Origin of the sequence: Streptomyces sp. NPDC046716 (genome assembly GCF_040645755.1) — a bacterium.
In the GTDB taxonomy this organism is placed as follows: Bacteria; Actinomycetota; Actinomycetes; order Streptomycetales; family Streptomycetaceae; genus Streptomyces.
Map to the genome: position 1 here is coordinate 131,036 of NZ_JBEYYU010000009.1, position 15,552 is coordinate 146,587.

At 70.6% G+C, this 15,552-nt stretch carries 11 protein-coding genes and 1 tRNA gene; 11 read left to right on the plus strand and 1 reads right to left on the minus strand.

Features of this window, described 5'->3' with window-relative positions; all coding sequences use genetic code 11:
• Positions 1–42: 42 nt before the first annotated feature.
• From tkt to ABZ930_RS09760, 9 genes are all read left to right on the plus strand, one after another.
• Positions 43–2,139, plus strand: a complete 2,097-nt coding sequence (gene tkt / locus ABZ930_RS09720) for a transketolase (RefSeq protein WP_361544287.1) — start codon at positions 43–45, stop codon at positions 2,137–2,139.
• A 52-nt stretch (positions 2,140–2,191) separates the two neighbouring features.
• Entirely contained in the window at positions 2,192–3,319 is a 1,128-nt protein-coding gene (tal, locus tag ABZ930_RS09725) for a transaldolase (protein WP_361544290.1), read from the plus strand.
• Positions 3,316–4,863 carry a glucose-6-phosphate dehydrogenase gene (gene zwf, locus ABZ930_RS09730; RefSeq protein ID WP_361544293.1) on the plus strand — a complete coding sequence of 516 codons (1,548 nt, stop codon included), beginning with the start codon at positions 3,316–3,318 and terminating at the stop codon, positions 4,861–4,863. Before tal ends, zwf begins: the two co-directional genes overlap by 4 nt.
• On the plus strand, positions 4,860–5,801 hold the full coding sequence (gene opcA / locus ABZ930_RS09735; RefSeq protein ID WP_361544296.1) for a glucose-6-phosphate dehydrogenase assembly protein OpcA: 942 nt from the start codon (positions 4,860–4,862) through the stop codon (positions 5,799–5,801). The genes zwf and opcA overlap by 4 nt, the downstream gene beginning before the upstream one ends.
• Positions 5,794–7,449 carry a glucose-6-phosphate isomerase gene (gene pgi / locus ABZ930_RS09740; protein WP_361544299.1) on the plus strand — a complete coding sequence of 552 codons (1,656 nt, stop codon included), beginning with the start codon at positions 5,794–5,796 and terminating at the stop codon, positions 7,447–7,449. The genes opcA and pgi overlap by 8 nt, the downstream gene beginning before the upstream one ends.
• A 50-nt stretch (positions 7,450–7,499) precedes the next feature.
• Positions 7,500–8,375, plus strand: a complete 876-nt coding sequence (gene gnd / locus ABZ930_RS09745; protein WP_361544302.1) for a phosphogluconate dehydrogenase (NAD(+)-dependent, decarboxylating) — start codon at positions 7,500–7,502, stop codon at positions 8,373–8,375.
• A 185-nt stretch (positions 8,376–8,560) separates the two neighbouring features.
• The gene (locus tag ABZ930_RS09750) at positions 8,561–9,796 is read left to right on the plus strand and encodes a 4-hydroxybenzoate 3-monooxygenase (protein WP_361544305.1); all 1,236 of its coding nucleotides are present in this window, start codon (positions 8,561–8,563) and stop codon (positions 9,794–9,796) included.
• Positions 9,797–9,885: 89 nt separating this feature from the next.
• Positions 9,886–11,577: a methyltransferase gene (locus tag ABZ930_RS09755; RefSeq protein ID WP_361544308.1), complete on the plus strand. Its 1,692-nt coding sequence runs from the start codon at positions 9,886–9,888 to the stop codon at positions 11,575–11,577.
• 175 nt (positions 11,578–11,752) lie between these two features.
• Positions 11,753–13,453: a carbohydrate binding domain-containing protein gene (locus tag ABZ930_RS09760; RefSeq protein ID WP_361544311.1), complete on the plus strand. Its 1,701-nt coding sequence runs from the start codon at positions 11,753–11,755 to the stop codon at positions 13,451–13,453.
• Positions 13,454–13,497: 44 nt separating this feature from the next.
• Here ABZ930_RS09760 and ABZ930_RS09765 read toward each other — a convergent pair.
• Positions 13,498–13,585, minus strand: a tRNA-Leu gene (locus ABZ930_RS09765).
• A gap of 197 nt (positions 13,586–13,782) precedes the next feature.
• On the opposite strand from ABZ930_RS09765, the gene ABZ930_RS09770 reads away from it, so the two are divergent.
• Both ABZ930_RS09770 and chpH read left to right on the plus strand, forming a co-directional pair.
• On the plus strand, positions 13,783–15,108 hold the full coding sequence (locus ABZ930_RS09770; protein WP_361544314.1) for a M20/M25/M40 family metallo-hydrolase: 1,326 nt from the start codon (positions 13,783–13,785) through the stop codon (positions 15,106–15,108).
• A 167-nt stretch (positions 15,109–15,275) separates the two neighbouring features.
• Positions 15,276–15,509 (plus strand): chaplin ChpH, encoded by a 234-nt coding sequence (chpH, locus tag ABZ930_RS09775; protein ID WP_361544317.1) that lies wholly within the window; start codon positions 15,276–15,278, stop codon positions 15,507–15,509.
• Positions 15,510–15,552 lie beyond the last annotated feature (43 nt).

Sequence of the window (15,552 nt, forward strand, 5' to 3'; positions counted from 1 at the left end):
CGGCGCCTTTGATGGACAACGGATGCGAAGGAAGTCATACAGATGAGCACGCAGACACCCGACGGCCTCGACCCCTTTGAGCGCCCCTTCGAGTGGACCGAGCTCGACCAGCGCGCCGTCAACACCGCCCGCCTCCTGGCGGCGGACGCCGTGCAGAAGGTCGGCAACGGACACCCGGGCACGGCGATGAGCCTCGCCCCCGCCGCGTACACCCTGTTCCAGAAGGCCATGCGCCACGACCCGGCCGACCCGGAGTGGACCGGCCGCGACCGCTTCGTCCTGTCGCCCGGCCACACCAGCCTCACCCTCTACACCCAGCTCTTCCTGTCCGGCTACGAGCTGAGCCTGGACGACCTGAAGGCGTTCCGCACGCAGGGCTCCAAGACGCCCGGCCACCCCGAGTACGGCCACACCGCCGGTGTCGAGACCACCACCGGCCCGCTGGGCCAGGGCGTCGCCAACGCGGTGGGCATGGCGATGGCCGCCCGCTACGAGCGCGGCCTGTTCGACCCCGAGGCCGCTCAGGGCGAGAGCCCGTTCGACCACATGATCTGGGCCATCGTCTCCGACGGCGACCTGGAGGAGGGCGTCTCCGCCGAGGCCTCCTCGATGGCCGGCCACCAGAAGCTCGGCAACCTCGTCTTCGTCTGGGACGACAACCACATCTCCATCGAGGGCGACACCGCGACCGCCTTCTCCGAGGACGTCCTCGCGCGCTACGAGGCGTACGGCTGGCACGTCCAGCGGATCACCCCGCAGGAGAACGGCGACGTCGACGTCAAGGCCCTGCACGAGGCGCTCGCCGCCGCCAAGGCCGTGACCGACCGGCCGTCCCTCATCGCGATGCGCACGATCATCGCCTGGCCCGCCCCGACCAAGCAGAACACCGAGGGCTCGCACGGCTCCGCGCTCGGCGCCGAGGAGATCGCCGCCACCAAGCGCGTCCTCGGCTTCGACCCCGAGCAGGACTTCGCCGTCGAGGACGCCGTCGCCGCCCACGCCGGTCTCGCCCTGGACCGCGGCGCCGAGGCCCACGCGGCCTGGGACAAGAAGCTCGCCGAGTGGCGCAACGCCAACCCGGAGAACTCCGCGACGCTGGACCGCGTCCTCGCCGGCCGCCTCCCCGAGGGCTGGGAGCAGCACCTGCCCGCCTTCGAGACCGGCACCAAGATCGCCACGCGCGCCGCGTCCGGCAAGGTCCTCCAGGCGCTCGGCCCGGTCGTCCCCGAGCTGTGGGGCGGCTCCGCCGACCTCGCGGGCTCGAACAACACGACGATCGACAAGACCTCGTCGTTCCTGCCCGTCGGCAACCCGCTGCCCGAGGCCGACCCCTACGGCCGCACCGTCCACTTCGGCATCCGCGAGTTCTCGATGGCCGCCGAGATGAACGGCATCGCGCTGCACGGCAACACCCGCATCTACGGCGGCACCTTCCTGGTGTTCTCCGACTACATGCGCAACGCCGTCCGCATGTCCGCCCTGATGCAGCTCCCGGTCACGTACGTCTGGACCCACGACTCGATCGGTCTCGGCGAGGACGGCCCGACGCACCAGCCGGTCGAGCACCTGGCCTCGCTGCGCGCCATCCCGGGCCTGAACATCGTCCGCCCGGCCGACGCCAACGAGACCGCCATCGCCTGGCGCGAGATCCTGCGCCGCGGCTCGGTCAAGCCGGCCCCGCACGGCCTGGCGCTGTCCCGCCAGGGCCTGCCCACCTACGAGGCCAACGAGGCCGCCGCCAAGGGCGGTTACGTCCTCGCCGAGGCGTCCACCGGCACCCCCGACGTCATCCTGATCGCCACCGGCTCCGAGGTGCAGCTGGCCGTCGCCGCCCGCGAGACGCTGGAGTCCGAGGGCGTCGCGACCCGCGTCGTGTCGATGCCGTCCGTCGAGTGGTTCGAGGAGCAGGACGCCGATTACCGTGCTTCCGTCCTGCCGCCGTCGGTGAAGGCCCGCGTGGCGGTCGAGGCCGGCATCGGCCTGACCTGGTACCGCTACGTCGGAGACGCCGGCCGCATCGTCTCCCTGGAGCACTTCGGCGCCTCCGCCGACGCGAACGTCCTCTTCGCGGAGTTCGGCTTCACCGCCGAGAACGTCGCCGACAAGGCGCGCGAGTCGCTGGCCGCCGCCCGCGCCTGACCCTCACGAACCTCACCGCACTGAGTCACACCGAAGGAAGATGAAGCACACCATGAGCAACGCCGCTACCTCGTCGCCCCTCAAGGCCCTCTCCGACGAAGGCGTTTCCATCTGGCTGGACGACCTGTCCCGCACCCGCATCGAGTCCGGCAACCTCGCCGAACTGATCGAGAAGTCCCACGTCGTCGGCGTCACCACCAACCCGTCGATCTTCCAGGCCGCCATCGGCTCCGGCACGGGCTACGAGGACCAGCTCGCCGACCTCGCCGTCCGCAAGGTCACCGTCGACGAGGCCGTCCGCATGATGACCACGGCCGACGTCCGCGCCGCCGCCGACATCCTGCGCCCCGTGTACGACGCGACGAACGGCCGCGACGGCCGCGTCTCGATCGAGGTCGACCCGCGTCTGGCCCACAACACCGAGGCCACGATCGCCGAGGCCAAGCAGCTCTCCTGGCTCGTCGACCGCCCCAACGTCATGATCAAGATCCCGGCGACCCTCGCGGGCCTCCCGGCGATCACCGAGGTCATCGGCCTCGGCATCTCGGTCAACGTCACGCTGATCTTCTCCCTCGACCGCTACAAGGCCGTCATGGACGCCTACCTGGCCGGTCTGGAGAAGGCCCACGAGCGCGGCCTCGACCTCTCCGTCATCCACTCCGTCGCCTCGTTCTTCGTCTCCCGCGTCGACGCCGAGATCGACAAGCGGCTCGACGCCCTCGGCACCGACGAGGCCAAGGCCGTGCGCGGCAAGGCCGCCCTCGCCAACGCCCGCCTCGCCTACGAGGCCTACGAGCAGGTCTTCGCCGCCGAGCGCGCCACCAAGCTGGCGGCCGCCGGCGCCAACAAGCAGCGCCCGCTGTGGGCCTCGACCGGCGTCAAGGACAAGGCGTACAAGGACACCCTGTACGTCGACGAGCTGGCCGCCCCGGGCACCGTCAACACGATGCCGGAAGGCACCCTGAACGCCACCGCCGACCACGGCGACATCCACGGCGACGCCGTCTCGGGCACCTACGAGACCTCCCGCGAGGAGCTGGCCGCCGTCGAGAAGCTCGGCATCTCCTACGACGAGGTCGTCCAGCAGCTCGAGGACGAGGCCGTGCAGAAGTTCGAGATCGCCTGGAACGACCTGCTCGCCACCGTCGCCGACCGCCTCAAGGGCGGCGAGGCCAAGTGAGCGGCGCCTCCCTTCCGTCGCAGGAGTGGGCCAACCCGCTCCGCGATCCCCGCGACCGCCGCCTGCCGCGCGTCGCGGGCCCCTCGGGGCTCGTCATCTTCGGCGTCACCGGTGACCTGTCCCGCAAGAAGCTGATGCCGGCGGTCTACGACCTCGCCAACCGCGGTCTGCTGCCGCCCGGCTTCTCGCTCCTCGGCTTCGCCCGCCGCGAGTGGGAGGACCAGGACTTCGCCCAGGTCGTCCACGACTCGGTGCGCGAGCACGCCCGTACCCCCTTCCGCGAGGAGGTCTGGGCCCAGCTCGCCGAGGGCATGCGCTTCATCCCCGGCGACTTCGACGACGACACCGCGTTCAAGCAGCTGCGCGAGGCCGTCGACGAGCTCGACGAGAAGCGCGGCACGAGCGGCAACTACGCCTTCTACCTCTCGGTCCCGCCGAAGTTCTTCCCGAAGGTCGTCCAGCAGCTCAAGAAGCACGGTCTCGCGGACGCCCCCGAGGGCTCGTGGCGGCGCGCCGTCATCGAAAAGCCGTTCGGCCACGACAGCGAGTCGGCGCGCGAGCTCAACCGCATCGTGCACGACGTGTTCGCGCCCGAGCAGGTCTTCCGCATCGACCACTACCTCGGCAAGGAGACCGTCCAGAACATCCTGGCGCTCCGCTTCGCCAACCAGATGTACGAGCCCATCTGGAACCGGTCGTACGTGGACCACGTGCAGATCACCATGGCCGAGGACATCGGCATCGGCGGCCGCGCCGGCTACTACGACGGCATCGGCGCCGCCCGCGACGTCATCCAGAACCACCTGCTCCAGCTCCTCGCCCTCACCGCGATGGAGGAACCGGCCGCGTTCGACGCCGAGTCCCTCGTCAACGAGAAGCTGAAGGTGCTCAAGTCCGTCCGGCTCCCCGCCGACCTGGAGCGCTCCACCGTGCGCGCCCAGTACGCGGCGGGCTGGCAGGGCGGCGAGAAGGTCCGCGGCTACCTCCAGGAAGACGGCATCGACCCGCAGTCGAAGACCGACACCTACGCCGCGGTGAAGCTGGAGATCGACAACCGCCGCTGGGCGGGCGTCCCGTTCTACCTGCGCACCGGCAAGCGCCTCGGCCGCCGCGTCACCGAGATCGCGGTCGTCTTCCAGCGCGCCCCGCACTCCCCGTTCGACCACACGTCCACCGAGGAACTCGGCCAGAACGCGATCGTCATCCGGGTCCAGCCCGATGAGGGCATGACCGTACGCTTCGGTTCGAAGGTCCCGGGTACTTCGATGGAGATCCGTGACGTCTCCATGGACTTCGCTTACGGCGAGTCGTTCACGGAGTCCAGCCCCGAGGCGTACGAGCGGCTGATCCTGGACGTCCTGCTGGGCGACTCGAACCTCTTCCCGCGCACGGAGGAGGTCGAGGAGTCCTGGCGCATTCTCGACCCGGTCGAGGAGCACTGGGACAGCCACGGCAAGCCGGCCCAGTACGCCTCCGGCAGCTGGGGCCCGGGGGAAGCGGACGAGATGCTCGCACGAGACGGACGGAGCTGGCGCAGGCCATGAGGATCGACCTGACCGACACCACGGCAAGCAAGATCAACAAGGCGCTCGTCGAAGGGCGCCGGGCCATCGGGACGCCCGCCGTGGGCATGGTCCTGACGATGGTCATCGTCACGGACGAGGAGAACGCGTACGACGCGACGAAGGCCGCCCAGGAGGCGTCCCGCGAGCACCCCTCGCGCACCCTCGTCGTCATCAAGCGCACCGCGCGCTCGCCGCGCGACCGCCAGGGCAACCGGCTCGACGCCGAGGTCCGGGTCGGCTCCGACGCGGGCACCGGCGAGACCGTCGTCCTGCGCACCCACGGCGAGGTCAGCAAGCACGCCGCCTCGGTCGTGCTGCCGCTGCTCCTCCCTGACGCCCCGGTCGTCGTGTGGTGGCCGGTGGACGCCCCTGACGAGCCCGCCAAGGACCCGCTGGGCGCGCTCGCCGCCCGCCGGATCACCGACGCGTACGCCGTCGAGGACCCGATCGCGGCCCTCGCCCTGCGCGCCGCGTCGTACGCCCCCGGCGACACCGACCTCGCCTGGACCCGCCTCACCCCGTGGCGCTCCATGCTGGCCGCCGCCCTCGACCAGGCCCGCGCCGAGATCGTCTCCGCGGCCGTCGAGTCCGAGGCCGAGAACCCCAGCGCCGAACTGCTCGCGCGCTGGCTCGGCACCCGGCTCGGCGTCGAGGTCGAGCGGGTCACCACGGACGGCCCGGTCGTCACCGCGGTCCGCCTCGGCACCCCGAACGGCGAGATCGTCATCGACCGCCCCGACGGCCCGCTCGCCACCCTGTCCCTGCCCGGCCAGCCGCAGCGCACCCTCGCCCTGAAGGTCCGCTCCACGGCCGAACTGATCGCCGAGGAGCTGCGCCGCCTCGACGCCGACGAGATGTACGCCGTAGCGCTCCACGGAAGCGCCTCCGGCACCAAGGAGTCCGTTCAACATGCCTGAGAACGCCCCTGTGTTGACGCGCCGCCCGCAGTGGACCGCCCTTGAGGACCACCGTGCGAAGTTCAACGGCACGCACCTGCGTGACCTGTTCGCCGGTGACCCGGAGCGTGCCCGGCGCTACACCGTGCAGGTCGGCGACCTGCACATCGATTACTCCAAGCACCTGATCACGGACGAGACGCTCGCCCTGCTGCAGGAATTGGCCGCCGCCACCGACGTGTTCGGGCAGCGCGACGCCATGTTCCGCGGCGAGAAGATCAACACGACCGAGGACCGCGCCGTGCTCCACACGGCCCTGCGCGCCCCGGCCGATGCCGTGGTCGAGGTCGACGGCGAGAACGTCGTACCCGGCGTGCACGCCGTCCTCGGCTCGATGGCCGCCTTCGCGGAGAAGGTCCGCTCGGGGGAGTGGACCGGCCACACCGGCCGGCGCATCAAGAACGTCGTGAACGTCGGCATCGGCGGCTCCGACCTCGGCCCCGCGATGGCGTACGAGGCGCTGCGCCCGTACACCGCGCGGGAGTTGACGTTCCGCTTCGTGTCGAACGTGGACGGCGCCGACCTGCACGAGGCCGTCCGCGACCTCGACCCGGCCGAGACGCTGTTCATCATCGCCTCGAAGACGTTCACCACGATCGAGACGATCACCAACGCGACCGCCGCCCGCACCTGGCTGCTCGCCGGGCTCGGCGGCGACCAGGACGCGGTGGCGAAGCACTTCGTGGCGCTGTCGACCAACGCCGAGAAGGTGTCGGACTTCGGCATCGACACGGCCAACATGTTCGAGTTCTGGGACTGGGTCGGCGGCCGCTACTCCTTCGACTCGGCCATCGGCCTGTCGCTGATGATCGCCATCGGCCCGGACCGCTTCCGCGAGCTGCTCGACGGCTTCCACCTGGTCGACGAGCACTTCCGCACGGCGTCGGCGGAGGCGAACGCGCCGCTGCTGCTGGGCCTGCTGGGCATCTGGTACGGCAACTTCCACGGCGCCCAGTCGCACGCGGTGCTGCCGTACTCGCACTACCTGTCCAAGTTCACCGCCTACCTCCAGCAGCTCGACATGGAGTCCAACGGCAAGTCCGTGGACCGCCAGGGCCGCCGCGTTCAGTGGCAGACCGGCCCGGTCGTCTGGGGCACCCCGGGCACCAACGGCCAGCACGCCTACTACCAGCTGATCCACCAGGGCACGAAGCTGATCCCGGCGGACCTCATCGGTTTCGCGAACCCGGTCGAGGAGCTGAGCGGCGACCTCAAGGGCCAGCACGACCTGCTGATGGCGAACCTGTTCGCGCAAGGCCAGGCGCTCGCCTTCGGCAAGACGCCCGACGAGGTCCGCGCCGAGGGTGTCGCCGAGGAGCTGGTCGCCCACAAGACGTTCCAGGGCAACCACCCGACCACGACGATCCTGGCGAAGGAACTGACCCCCTCGGTCCTGGGCCAGCTCATCGCCCTCTACGAGCAGAAGGTCTTCGTCCAGGGCGCCGTGTGGAACATCGACTCCTTCGACCAGTGGGGCGTCGAACTGGGCAAGGTCCTCGCCAAGCGCGTCGAGCCCGCCCTCACCGACGGCGCGGAGGTCCCCGGCCTCGACCCGTCCACCCAGGCCCTGGTCGACACCTACCGCGCGCTGCGCGGCCGCACGTCCTGACCACTCCGACTCGTTCTCGTTCTCAAGACTCCGAAAGTAAGTGAACTGACATGCAGCTTGGTCTCATCGGTCTCGGCAAGATGGGCGGCAACATGCGCGAGCGCATCCGCCGCGCGGGCCACGACGTCATCGGCTACGACCGCAACGCCGAGGTCTCCGACGTCGCCTCCCTCGCCGAGCTGGTCGAGAAGCTCGAAGGCCCGCGCGTGGTCTGGGTGATGGTCCCGGCCGGTGCCGCGACCCAGTCCACCGTCGACGAGCTCAAGGAGCTCCTGTCGGAGGGCGACATCGTCGTCGACGGCGGCAACTCGCGCTGGACGGACGACGAGAAGCACGCCGCCGAGCTGGGCGTGAAGGGCATCGGCTTCGTCGACTGCGGCGTCTCCGGCGGCGTCTGGGGCCTGGAGAACGGCTACGCGCTGATGTACGGCGGCTCCGAGGAGAACGTCGCCAAGGTCCAGCCGATCTTCGACGCCCTCAAGCCCGAGGGCGAGTTCGGCTCGGTCCACGCCGGCAAGGTCGGCGCCGGCCACTTCTCCAAGATGGTCCACAACGGCATCGAGTACGCCATGATGCAGGCCTACGCCGAGGGCTGGGAGCTCCTGGAGGCCGTGGACTCGGTCACCGACGTGCGCGAGGTCTTCCGCTCCTGGCAGGAGGGCACGGTCATCCGTTCCTGGCTGCTCGACCTCGCGGTCAACGCCCTCGACGACGACGAGCACCTGGACCAGCTGCGCGGCTTCGCGCAGGACTCCGGCGAGGGCCGCTGGACCGTCGAGGCCGCCATCGACAACTCGGTGCCGCTGCCCGCGATCACCGCGTCCCTCTTCGCCCGCTTCGCCTCGCGCCAGGACGACTCGCCGCAGATGAAGATGATCGCCGCGCTGCGCAACCAGTTCGGCGGTCACGCGGTGGAGAAGAAGTAACTCTCCGAACATCCGCTCCACCCCGGCCGGCGGGGAACGGTCCACGTCACGTGGCACGTTCCCCGCCGGCCGTTGTTTTCCGGGACACCCGGCCGGGCCTGTGACCTGCGTGCATGCGCCACGGTCCGTGCGTCCGGGGGAATCCGGCACGGAGCGGCACCGGGGGCCACTTACGATCACCCGCTGTGACAGAACGCCAATCCACGACAACAGCCGGTGATACGGCCGACGTTGTCATCCTCGGAGCCGGACCGGCCGGCCTCCTCCTCGGCAACCTCCTCCAGCGCGGCGGCGTCGACTGCGTCGTCCTGGAGCGAGGCAGCCGGGAGCACATCCAGACCCGGGCCCGCGCCGGATTCCTCGCCGCCCACACCGTACGGATCCTCCGGCGCCACGGCCTGGCCGACGGCCTGGACCGGCACGGCCACGACCACAGCACCTGCGAGTTCCGCTCCGACGACGGACGTTTCCGCCTCGACTACAGCCGCCTCGGCCGCGGTGAGCGGCACACCGTCTACCCCCAACAGGCCCTGGTGACCGACCTGCTGGCGCACTACCTCGACGCCGGAGGACGCGTCCGCTTCACCACCGAGGCGCTCGACGTCCGGGACACCGGCACCGACCGTCCCACGGTCACCGTCCGCACGGCCGACGGGCGACCCGGACTCTGGCGGGCCCGGTACGTGGCGGGCTGCGACGGCCGGCACGGCGCCGCCCGCCGCTCGCTCCCCGCGGCATCGGTCCGCCACCACCTCGACCACGGCGTGAGCTGGCTCGGTCTGCTCGCCGACGCCCCGCCCAGCCTCGACGCCGTCGGCTACGGGGTGCACGGCCGCGGCTTCGCCGGCCACATGGCCCGCACCTCCACCGTCACCCGCTACTACCTCCAGTGCGCCCGCGACACCCGCGCCGAGGACTGGCCCGACGACCGGATCTGGGACGAACTGGCCCTGCGTCTGCGCGCCGACGCCTACGGACCGCTGCACCGGGGCCGGATCGGCCACCGCGGCGTCGTCCACCTGGAGTCCGACGTCATCGAACCCCTGCGCCACGGCTCGCTGTTCCTCGCCGGTGACGCCGCCAGCCTGATCAGCCCGTCCGCCGCCAAGGGCGCCAATCTGGCCGTCCTGGAGGCCGAACTCCTCGCCGAGGCCCTGCTCGACGACCTCACGCACGGCGACCCGGCGGGCCTCGACACCTACTCGGCGCGCTGCCTGGACCACATCTGGCGTGCCCAGGAGTTCTCCCACTGGATGATCGGGCTGCTGCACGGCAGCACCGGATCGGACGGCGAGGCGCGGTTCCGCGACTCCCTGCGCCGGTCCCGGATCTCGGCCCTGCGCGACTCCCGCGCCCAGCAGGACTGGTTCGCCGAGCACTACGTGGGGATCGGTGCCGTCGGCCCCGTCCGTGCTGCCTGAACGTTTCTTTCTTCTTGTTTTCCTTTCCGACCTTTTCCTTTTTGATACCGATCACTGGAATCGAGGCACCACACCCGATGGTCACCACGATGGCAGACGAAACGTCCCGTCTGCGCGCGACGGTCGACTTCGTCCGCGAGCAGGACACCGCCACCCTGCTCCCGCTGCTGCTGCCCGGCCTCGACGGCCCGGAGCTGCGCTCCCTGGCGGACCGCTGCCGCTTCGCCCACGCGGCCCTGCTGCTCTTCCCCTGCGACGAGCAGGAACTGCACACCACGCTGACCGAGTGCGGCCTCACCGCCGACGGCCCGCCCCGGCCGAGCGTCGTCGTCCGTGAGCGCCTCGCCGTACGCCACCGCCGCGACCCGGCCGACCTCGACGTCGGCATCCTGCGCCCCGCCGTCACCGGCCTCGACGGAGCGCACCGCACCGTCGAGGTGTTCGCCCTGACCGTCGCCCCGGGCTCCGGCCTCGAACCCCTCGTCGCCCACGAGCGCGAGCGGCAGCACGAGGCCCATCTCGCCTTCGAGGTCGACGGCCCCGACCCCCTGGTGCTGCGCGGCCTGTGCGCCACGCTTGCCCGGCACGGCGCGGTGCCCGACGGCGGCGGCTACAACCCCCACGAGAACGGCACGGTCTTCTACTTCGCCGCCCCCGACGGCGCCAAGACCGAATACCGCCGCATGGAGCTCTACGCCCCCGGCGACCACCGCGACGTCCTCACCGCCCATCTCGCCGCACACCGGGAGCGGCAGCCCGCCGAGGCGCTGCTGCGCCTGCTCACCGGCGCCTGGACCACCCAGGCCCTCGCCGCCTGCGCCGAACTGCGGATCGCCGACGCCCTGGACACCCGGCGGGGGACCGGCGTCGACGACCTGGCGGAACGTATCGGCGCCCGACCGGGCACCCTCGCCACCCTCCTGCGCTATCTGGAGACCCTGGGCGCGGTGACGGCGGACCCGGGAATCACCGACGGCTGGCGGCTCACCGCGCTCGGCGCCCTGCTGCGCACCGACGCACCGGAGTCGATGCGCCCCCTCGCCCTCCTGTACGGCGGCCCGTTCTACCGCTCCTTCGGCGCGCTCGCCCACACCGTGCGCACCGGGGAGCCCGGCTTCGAGCACCTCTTCGGCGCCCACCACTTCGACCACTTCGCCGCCGACCCGGAACTCGCCGATCTCTTCGACCGGTCCATGGCCGCCGGGGCCGCCATGTTCGGGCCGCTGCCCACCCACCCGGTCCTGCTCGCCGCCGGCCGGGCGGACACCCCGGCGACGGTGGTCGACATCGCGGGCGGCAACGGCGCGCTGCTCGGCCGGATCCTCGCCGTGCACCGGCGCCTGCGGGGGGTCCTCCTGGAGCGCCCGCACGTCGTCGACGCCGCGCGGGAGGCCCTGGAGGCCGCGGGACACGGCGCGCGCTGCACGTACCGGAGCGGGGACTTCGCGGACGTCCCCACCGGCGGCGACGTCTATCTCCTGTCGCGCGTCCTGCACGACTGGGACGACGACCGGTGTCTGGAGATCCTGCGGCACGTCGCCCGCGCGATGCCCGGCCACGCCGATCTGCTCGTCGTCGAACGGGTGCTGCCCGCCGACGGCTCCGCCTCCCTGGCCACCGCCTGGGACCTCCACATGATGTGCAACGTCGGCGGCCGTGAACGCCGCGCCGACCACTACGCCCGCCTCTTCGCGGACGCGGGCCTGACCCTGGTCGGCCGGGAGCCGCTGCCGCTGGACGGCAGCGTGCTGCACGTACGGAAGGCGGCCGCCGCGAACTGACCCGGGACAGGGGATGCTCCGCCCGGGACACGACGTTCCCGGGCGGAGCCACGAACAGCGCGAGTGGTCTTGACAACGGCATTGGTCCATACCAACTTGGGTGCGGCACCAAGGCAGTACGGCACCACCGGCTTCGCGCACCTCCCCAACACCCCCCTGAACACCGGGAGTTCGTGTGTCCCTCACCCGAAGACGGCGTCCCTCGCGACGCTTCGGAAGATCTCGCATCCTCGCCCTCCTCGGCACCGCCGCCCTCGCCGTCGGCGGCGCGGTCGCCCTGCCGGGCACCGCCCAGGCGGCCAACATCCTCGGCAACGCGGGCTTCGAGACCGGCTCGCTCGGCTCCTGGTCCTGCACCGGCAACCTCGGCTCCGTGGTCTCCAGCCCCGTCCACGGCGGTACCAAGGCCCTGGCCGGCGCCGCGAGCGCGAGCGACAACGCCAAGTGCAGCCAGACCGTCGCCGTCCAGCCGAACACCACGTACACGCTCTCTGGCTGGGTGCGCGGCGGCTACGCCTACCTCGGCGTCGACGGCGGCGGCTCCACCTGGACCCAGTCCCCGTCCGCGTACGCCCAGTTGACGGTGAAGTTCACCACCGGCGCCTCGCAGACCAGCGCCACGGTCTACACCCACGGCTGGTACGGCCAGGGCACCTACTACGCCGACGACATCAGCCTCGACGGCCCCGGCGGCAGCACCGACACCCAGGCCCCGACCGCGCCCACCGCTCTGACCTCCACCGCCAAGACCTCGTCCAGCGTCTCGCTGTCCTGGGGCGCGGCGAGCGACAACACCGGGGTCACCGGCTACGACATCTACAGCGGCGGCAGCAACAAACTCCTGACGGTCAGCGGCACTTCGGCCACCGTCTCCGGCCTCTCGCCCTCCACCGCGTACAGCTTCACCGTCAAGGCGCGCGACGCGGCGGGCAACAGCTCACCGGCCTCCAACGCCGTCTCCGTGACGACGAGCGCGGGCTCCGGCGGCACCACCGGCTTCAAGCAGGCCGCGCCCTACCTCTACACCGGCTGGGGCAACCCGCCCAGCCCGGCCACCGTCATGAGCGCCACCGGCGTGAAGTGGTTCACGATGGCGTTCATCCTCTCCTCCGGCGGCTGCAACCCGGCCTGGGACGGCTCGCGCGCCCTCACCGGCGGCCAGGACCAGACCGCGATCAACGCCATCCGGGCGGCCGGCGGCGACATCGTCCCGTCGATCGGCGGCTGGAGCGGCAACAAGCTCGGCCCCAACTGCTCGACGCCCGAGGCCCTCGCGGGCGCCTACCAGAAGGTGATCGACGCCTACCAGCTCAAGGCGATCGACGTCGACATCGAGAACTCCGACGAGTTCGAGAACACGGTCGTGCAGGACCGCGTCCTGAACGCCTTGAAGATCGTCAAGGCCAACAACCCCGGCCTGAGGACGATCCTCACCTTCGGTACGTCCACCACCGGCCCGACCTCGTACGGCAACCGCCTCATCGAGCAGGCCAAGGCCCTGAACGCCGACATCGACGTCTTCACGATCATGCCGTTCGACTTCGGCGGCGGCAACGACATGTACGGCAACACCGTGAACGCCGCCGAGGGCCTGAAGACCAAGCTCAAGTCGGTCTTCGGCTGGGACGACGCGACCGCCTACGCCCACCTCGGCATCTCCGGGATGAACGGCCTCAGCGACCAGCAGGAGACCACGACCCCCGCGATCTGGACCCAGATCAAGGACTGGGCGAACAGCAAGCACATCGCCCGCCTCGCCTTCTGGTCGGTCAACCGCGACCGCCCGTGCGCGGGCGGCGGCGTCGCCGAGAACTGCTCCGGCATCAGCCAGGACAACTGGCAGTTCACCAAGATCACGGCCGGCTTCACCGGCTGATCCGCACAACGAAGAAAGCCCCTCGAAGAGGGGCTTTCTTTCTGTGGTGTCCGAGGGGGGACTTGAACCCCCACGTCCGATAAAGGACACTAGCACCTCAAGCTAGCGCGTCTGCCATTCCGCCACCCGGACAAGGTGTCTGCCGCCTTGAGTGCGAGGGGCTGCCCCGCGGCGACACAGAGAACATTACCAGGGTTTCGGAGTGCTCCGATCACACGCCCACCTCGGCGCTTCCCCTGTGAACGGCACGTGACGAGCCGTGCCCGCCCTTGGGTCCTGACGTCGGGGGAGAGAGGATGAGAGGGATCCACAGGGAGAGAGGAACAAGCGTGAGTGAGCCGAGCACGGGCAGGGCCGTCTCCGGGCAGGACGAGGTCGTCGACCTCTGCCGAGAACTGATCCAGATCGACACCAGCAACTACGGCGACCACTCGGGCCCCGGCGAGCGCAAGGCCGCCGAGTGGGTCGCGGAGAAGCTCGCCGAAGTGGGCCTCGAACCGAAGATCTTCGAGTCGCACCCCGGCCGCGCCTCCACGGTGGCCCGCATCGAGGGCGAGGACCCGTCGCGGCCCGCGCTCCTCATCCACGGCCACACGGACGTCGTCCCGGCCAACGCGGCGGACTGGACCCACCACCCCTTCTCCGGCGAGGTCGCCGACGGGTGCGTATGGGGCCGCGGCGCCGTCGACATGAAGGACATGGACGCGATGACCCTCGCGGTCGTCCGCGACCGGCTGCGCACCGGCCGCAAGCCCCCGCGCGACATCGTCCTGGCCTTCCTCGCCGACGAGGAGGCGGGCGGCACCTGGGGCGCGCGCCACCTCGTCGACAACCACCGGGAGCTCTTCGACGGCGTCACCGAGGCGATCAGCGAGGTCGGCGGCTTCTCCTTCACCGTGAACGAGCAGCGCCGGCTCTACCTCATCCAGACCGCCGAGAAGGGCATGCACTGGATGAAGCTGAGCGTGGCCGGCACCGCCGGACACGGCTCGATGATCCACCGGGACAACGCCATCACCGAGCTGTCCGAGGCCGTCGCCCGGCTCGGCCGCCACCAGTTCCCGGTCCGCGTCACCAAGACGCTGCGCCACTTCCTCGACGAACTCGGCGACGCGCTCGGCACCGAGCTCGACCCCGAGGACATGCAGGAGACGATCGCCAAGCTGGGCGGCATCGCCAAGCTGATCGGCGCCACGCTGAGCAACACCGCGAACCCGACGCAGCTCGGCGCCGGCTACAAGGTCAACGTCATCCCCGGCGAGGCCACCGCGCACGTCGACGGACGATTCCTGCCGGGGTACGAGGACGAGTTCCTCGCCGACCTCGACCGGCTCCTCGGCCCGAACGTGAGGCGTGAGGACGTGCACGCCGACAAGGCCGTCGAGACCACCTTCGACGGCGCGCTCGTCGAGGCCATGCAGACCTCGATCGCCGCCGAGGACCCGATCGGCAAGGCCATTCCGTACATGCTCTCCGGCGGCACCGACGCCAAGTCCTTCGTCGAGCTGGGCATCCGCAACTTCGGCTTCGCGCCGCTGCAGCTGCCGCCCGAGCTGGACTTCGCCGGCATGTTCCACGGTGTCGACGAGCGGGTCCCGGTGGACGGCCTGAAGTTCGGTGTGCGGGTGCTCGACCGCTTCATCGACGCGTCCTGAGCCGGCCCCTGCCGCGTCAACCTGGCAACAACCCGTTAATTCGGCCGTCCGTGCGTACTGGGCTGAAAAGAGTGAAAGGAACCATAGGCTCGTAGCCCCATCACTTTCTCCTCGTTACAGGGAGTGCAGTCCGCGGCTGGGACTGCATTTGCCAACAAGGAGGAATAATGATCAAGAAGGTCGTCGCTGCTGCGGCTGCCACTGGTGGTCTGGTTCTCGCGGGTGCGGGCATGGCCGTCGCCGACTCCGGTGCCCAGGGTGCCGCCGTGCACTCCCCCGGCGTGCTCTCGGGCAACGTCGTCCAGGCGCCCATCCACATCCCGGTGAACGTCTGTGGCAACACGGTCTCCGTGATCGGGCTGCTGAACCCCGCCTTCGGCAACACCTGCGTCAACAGCTGACGCTGTTGAGCCTCACCCCTTGAGGGTCTGAGTCCGTCGGCCC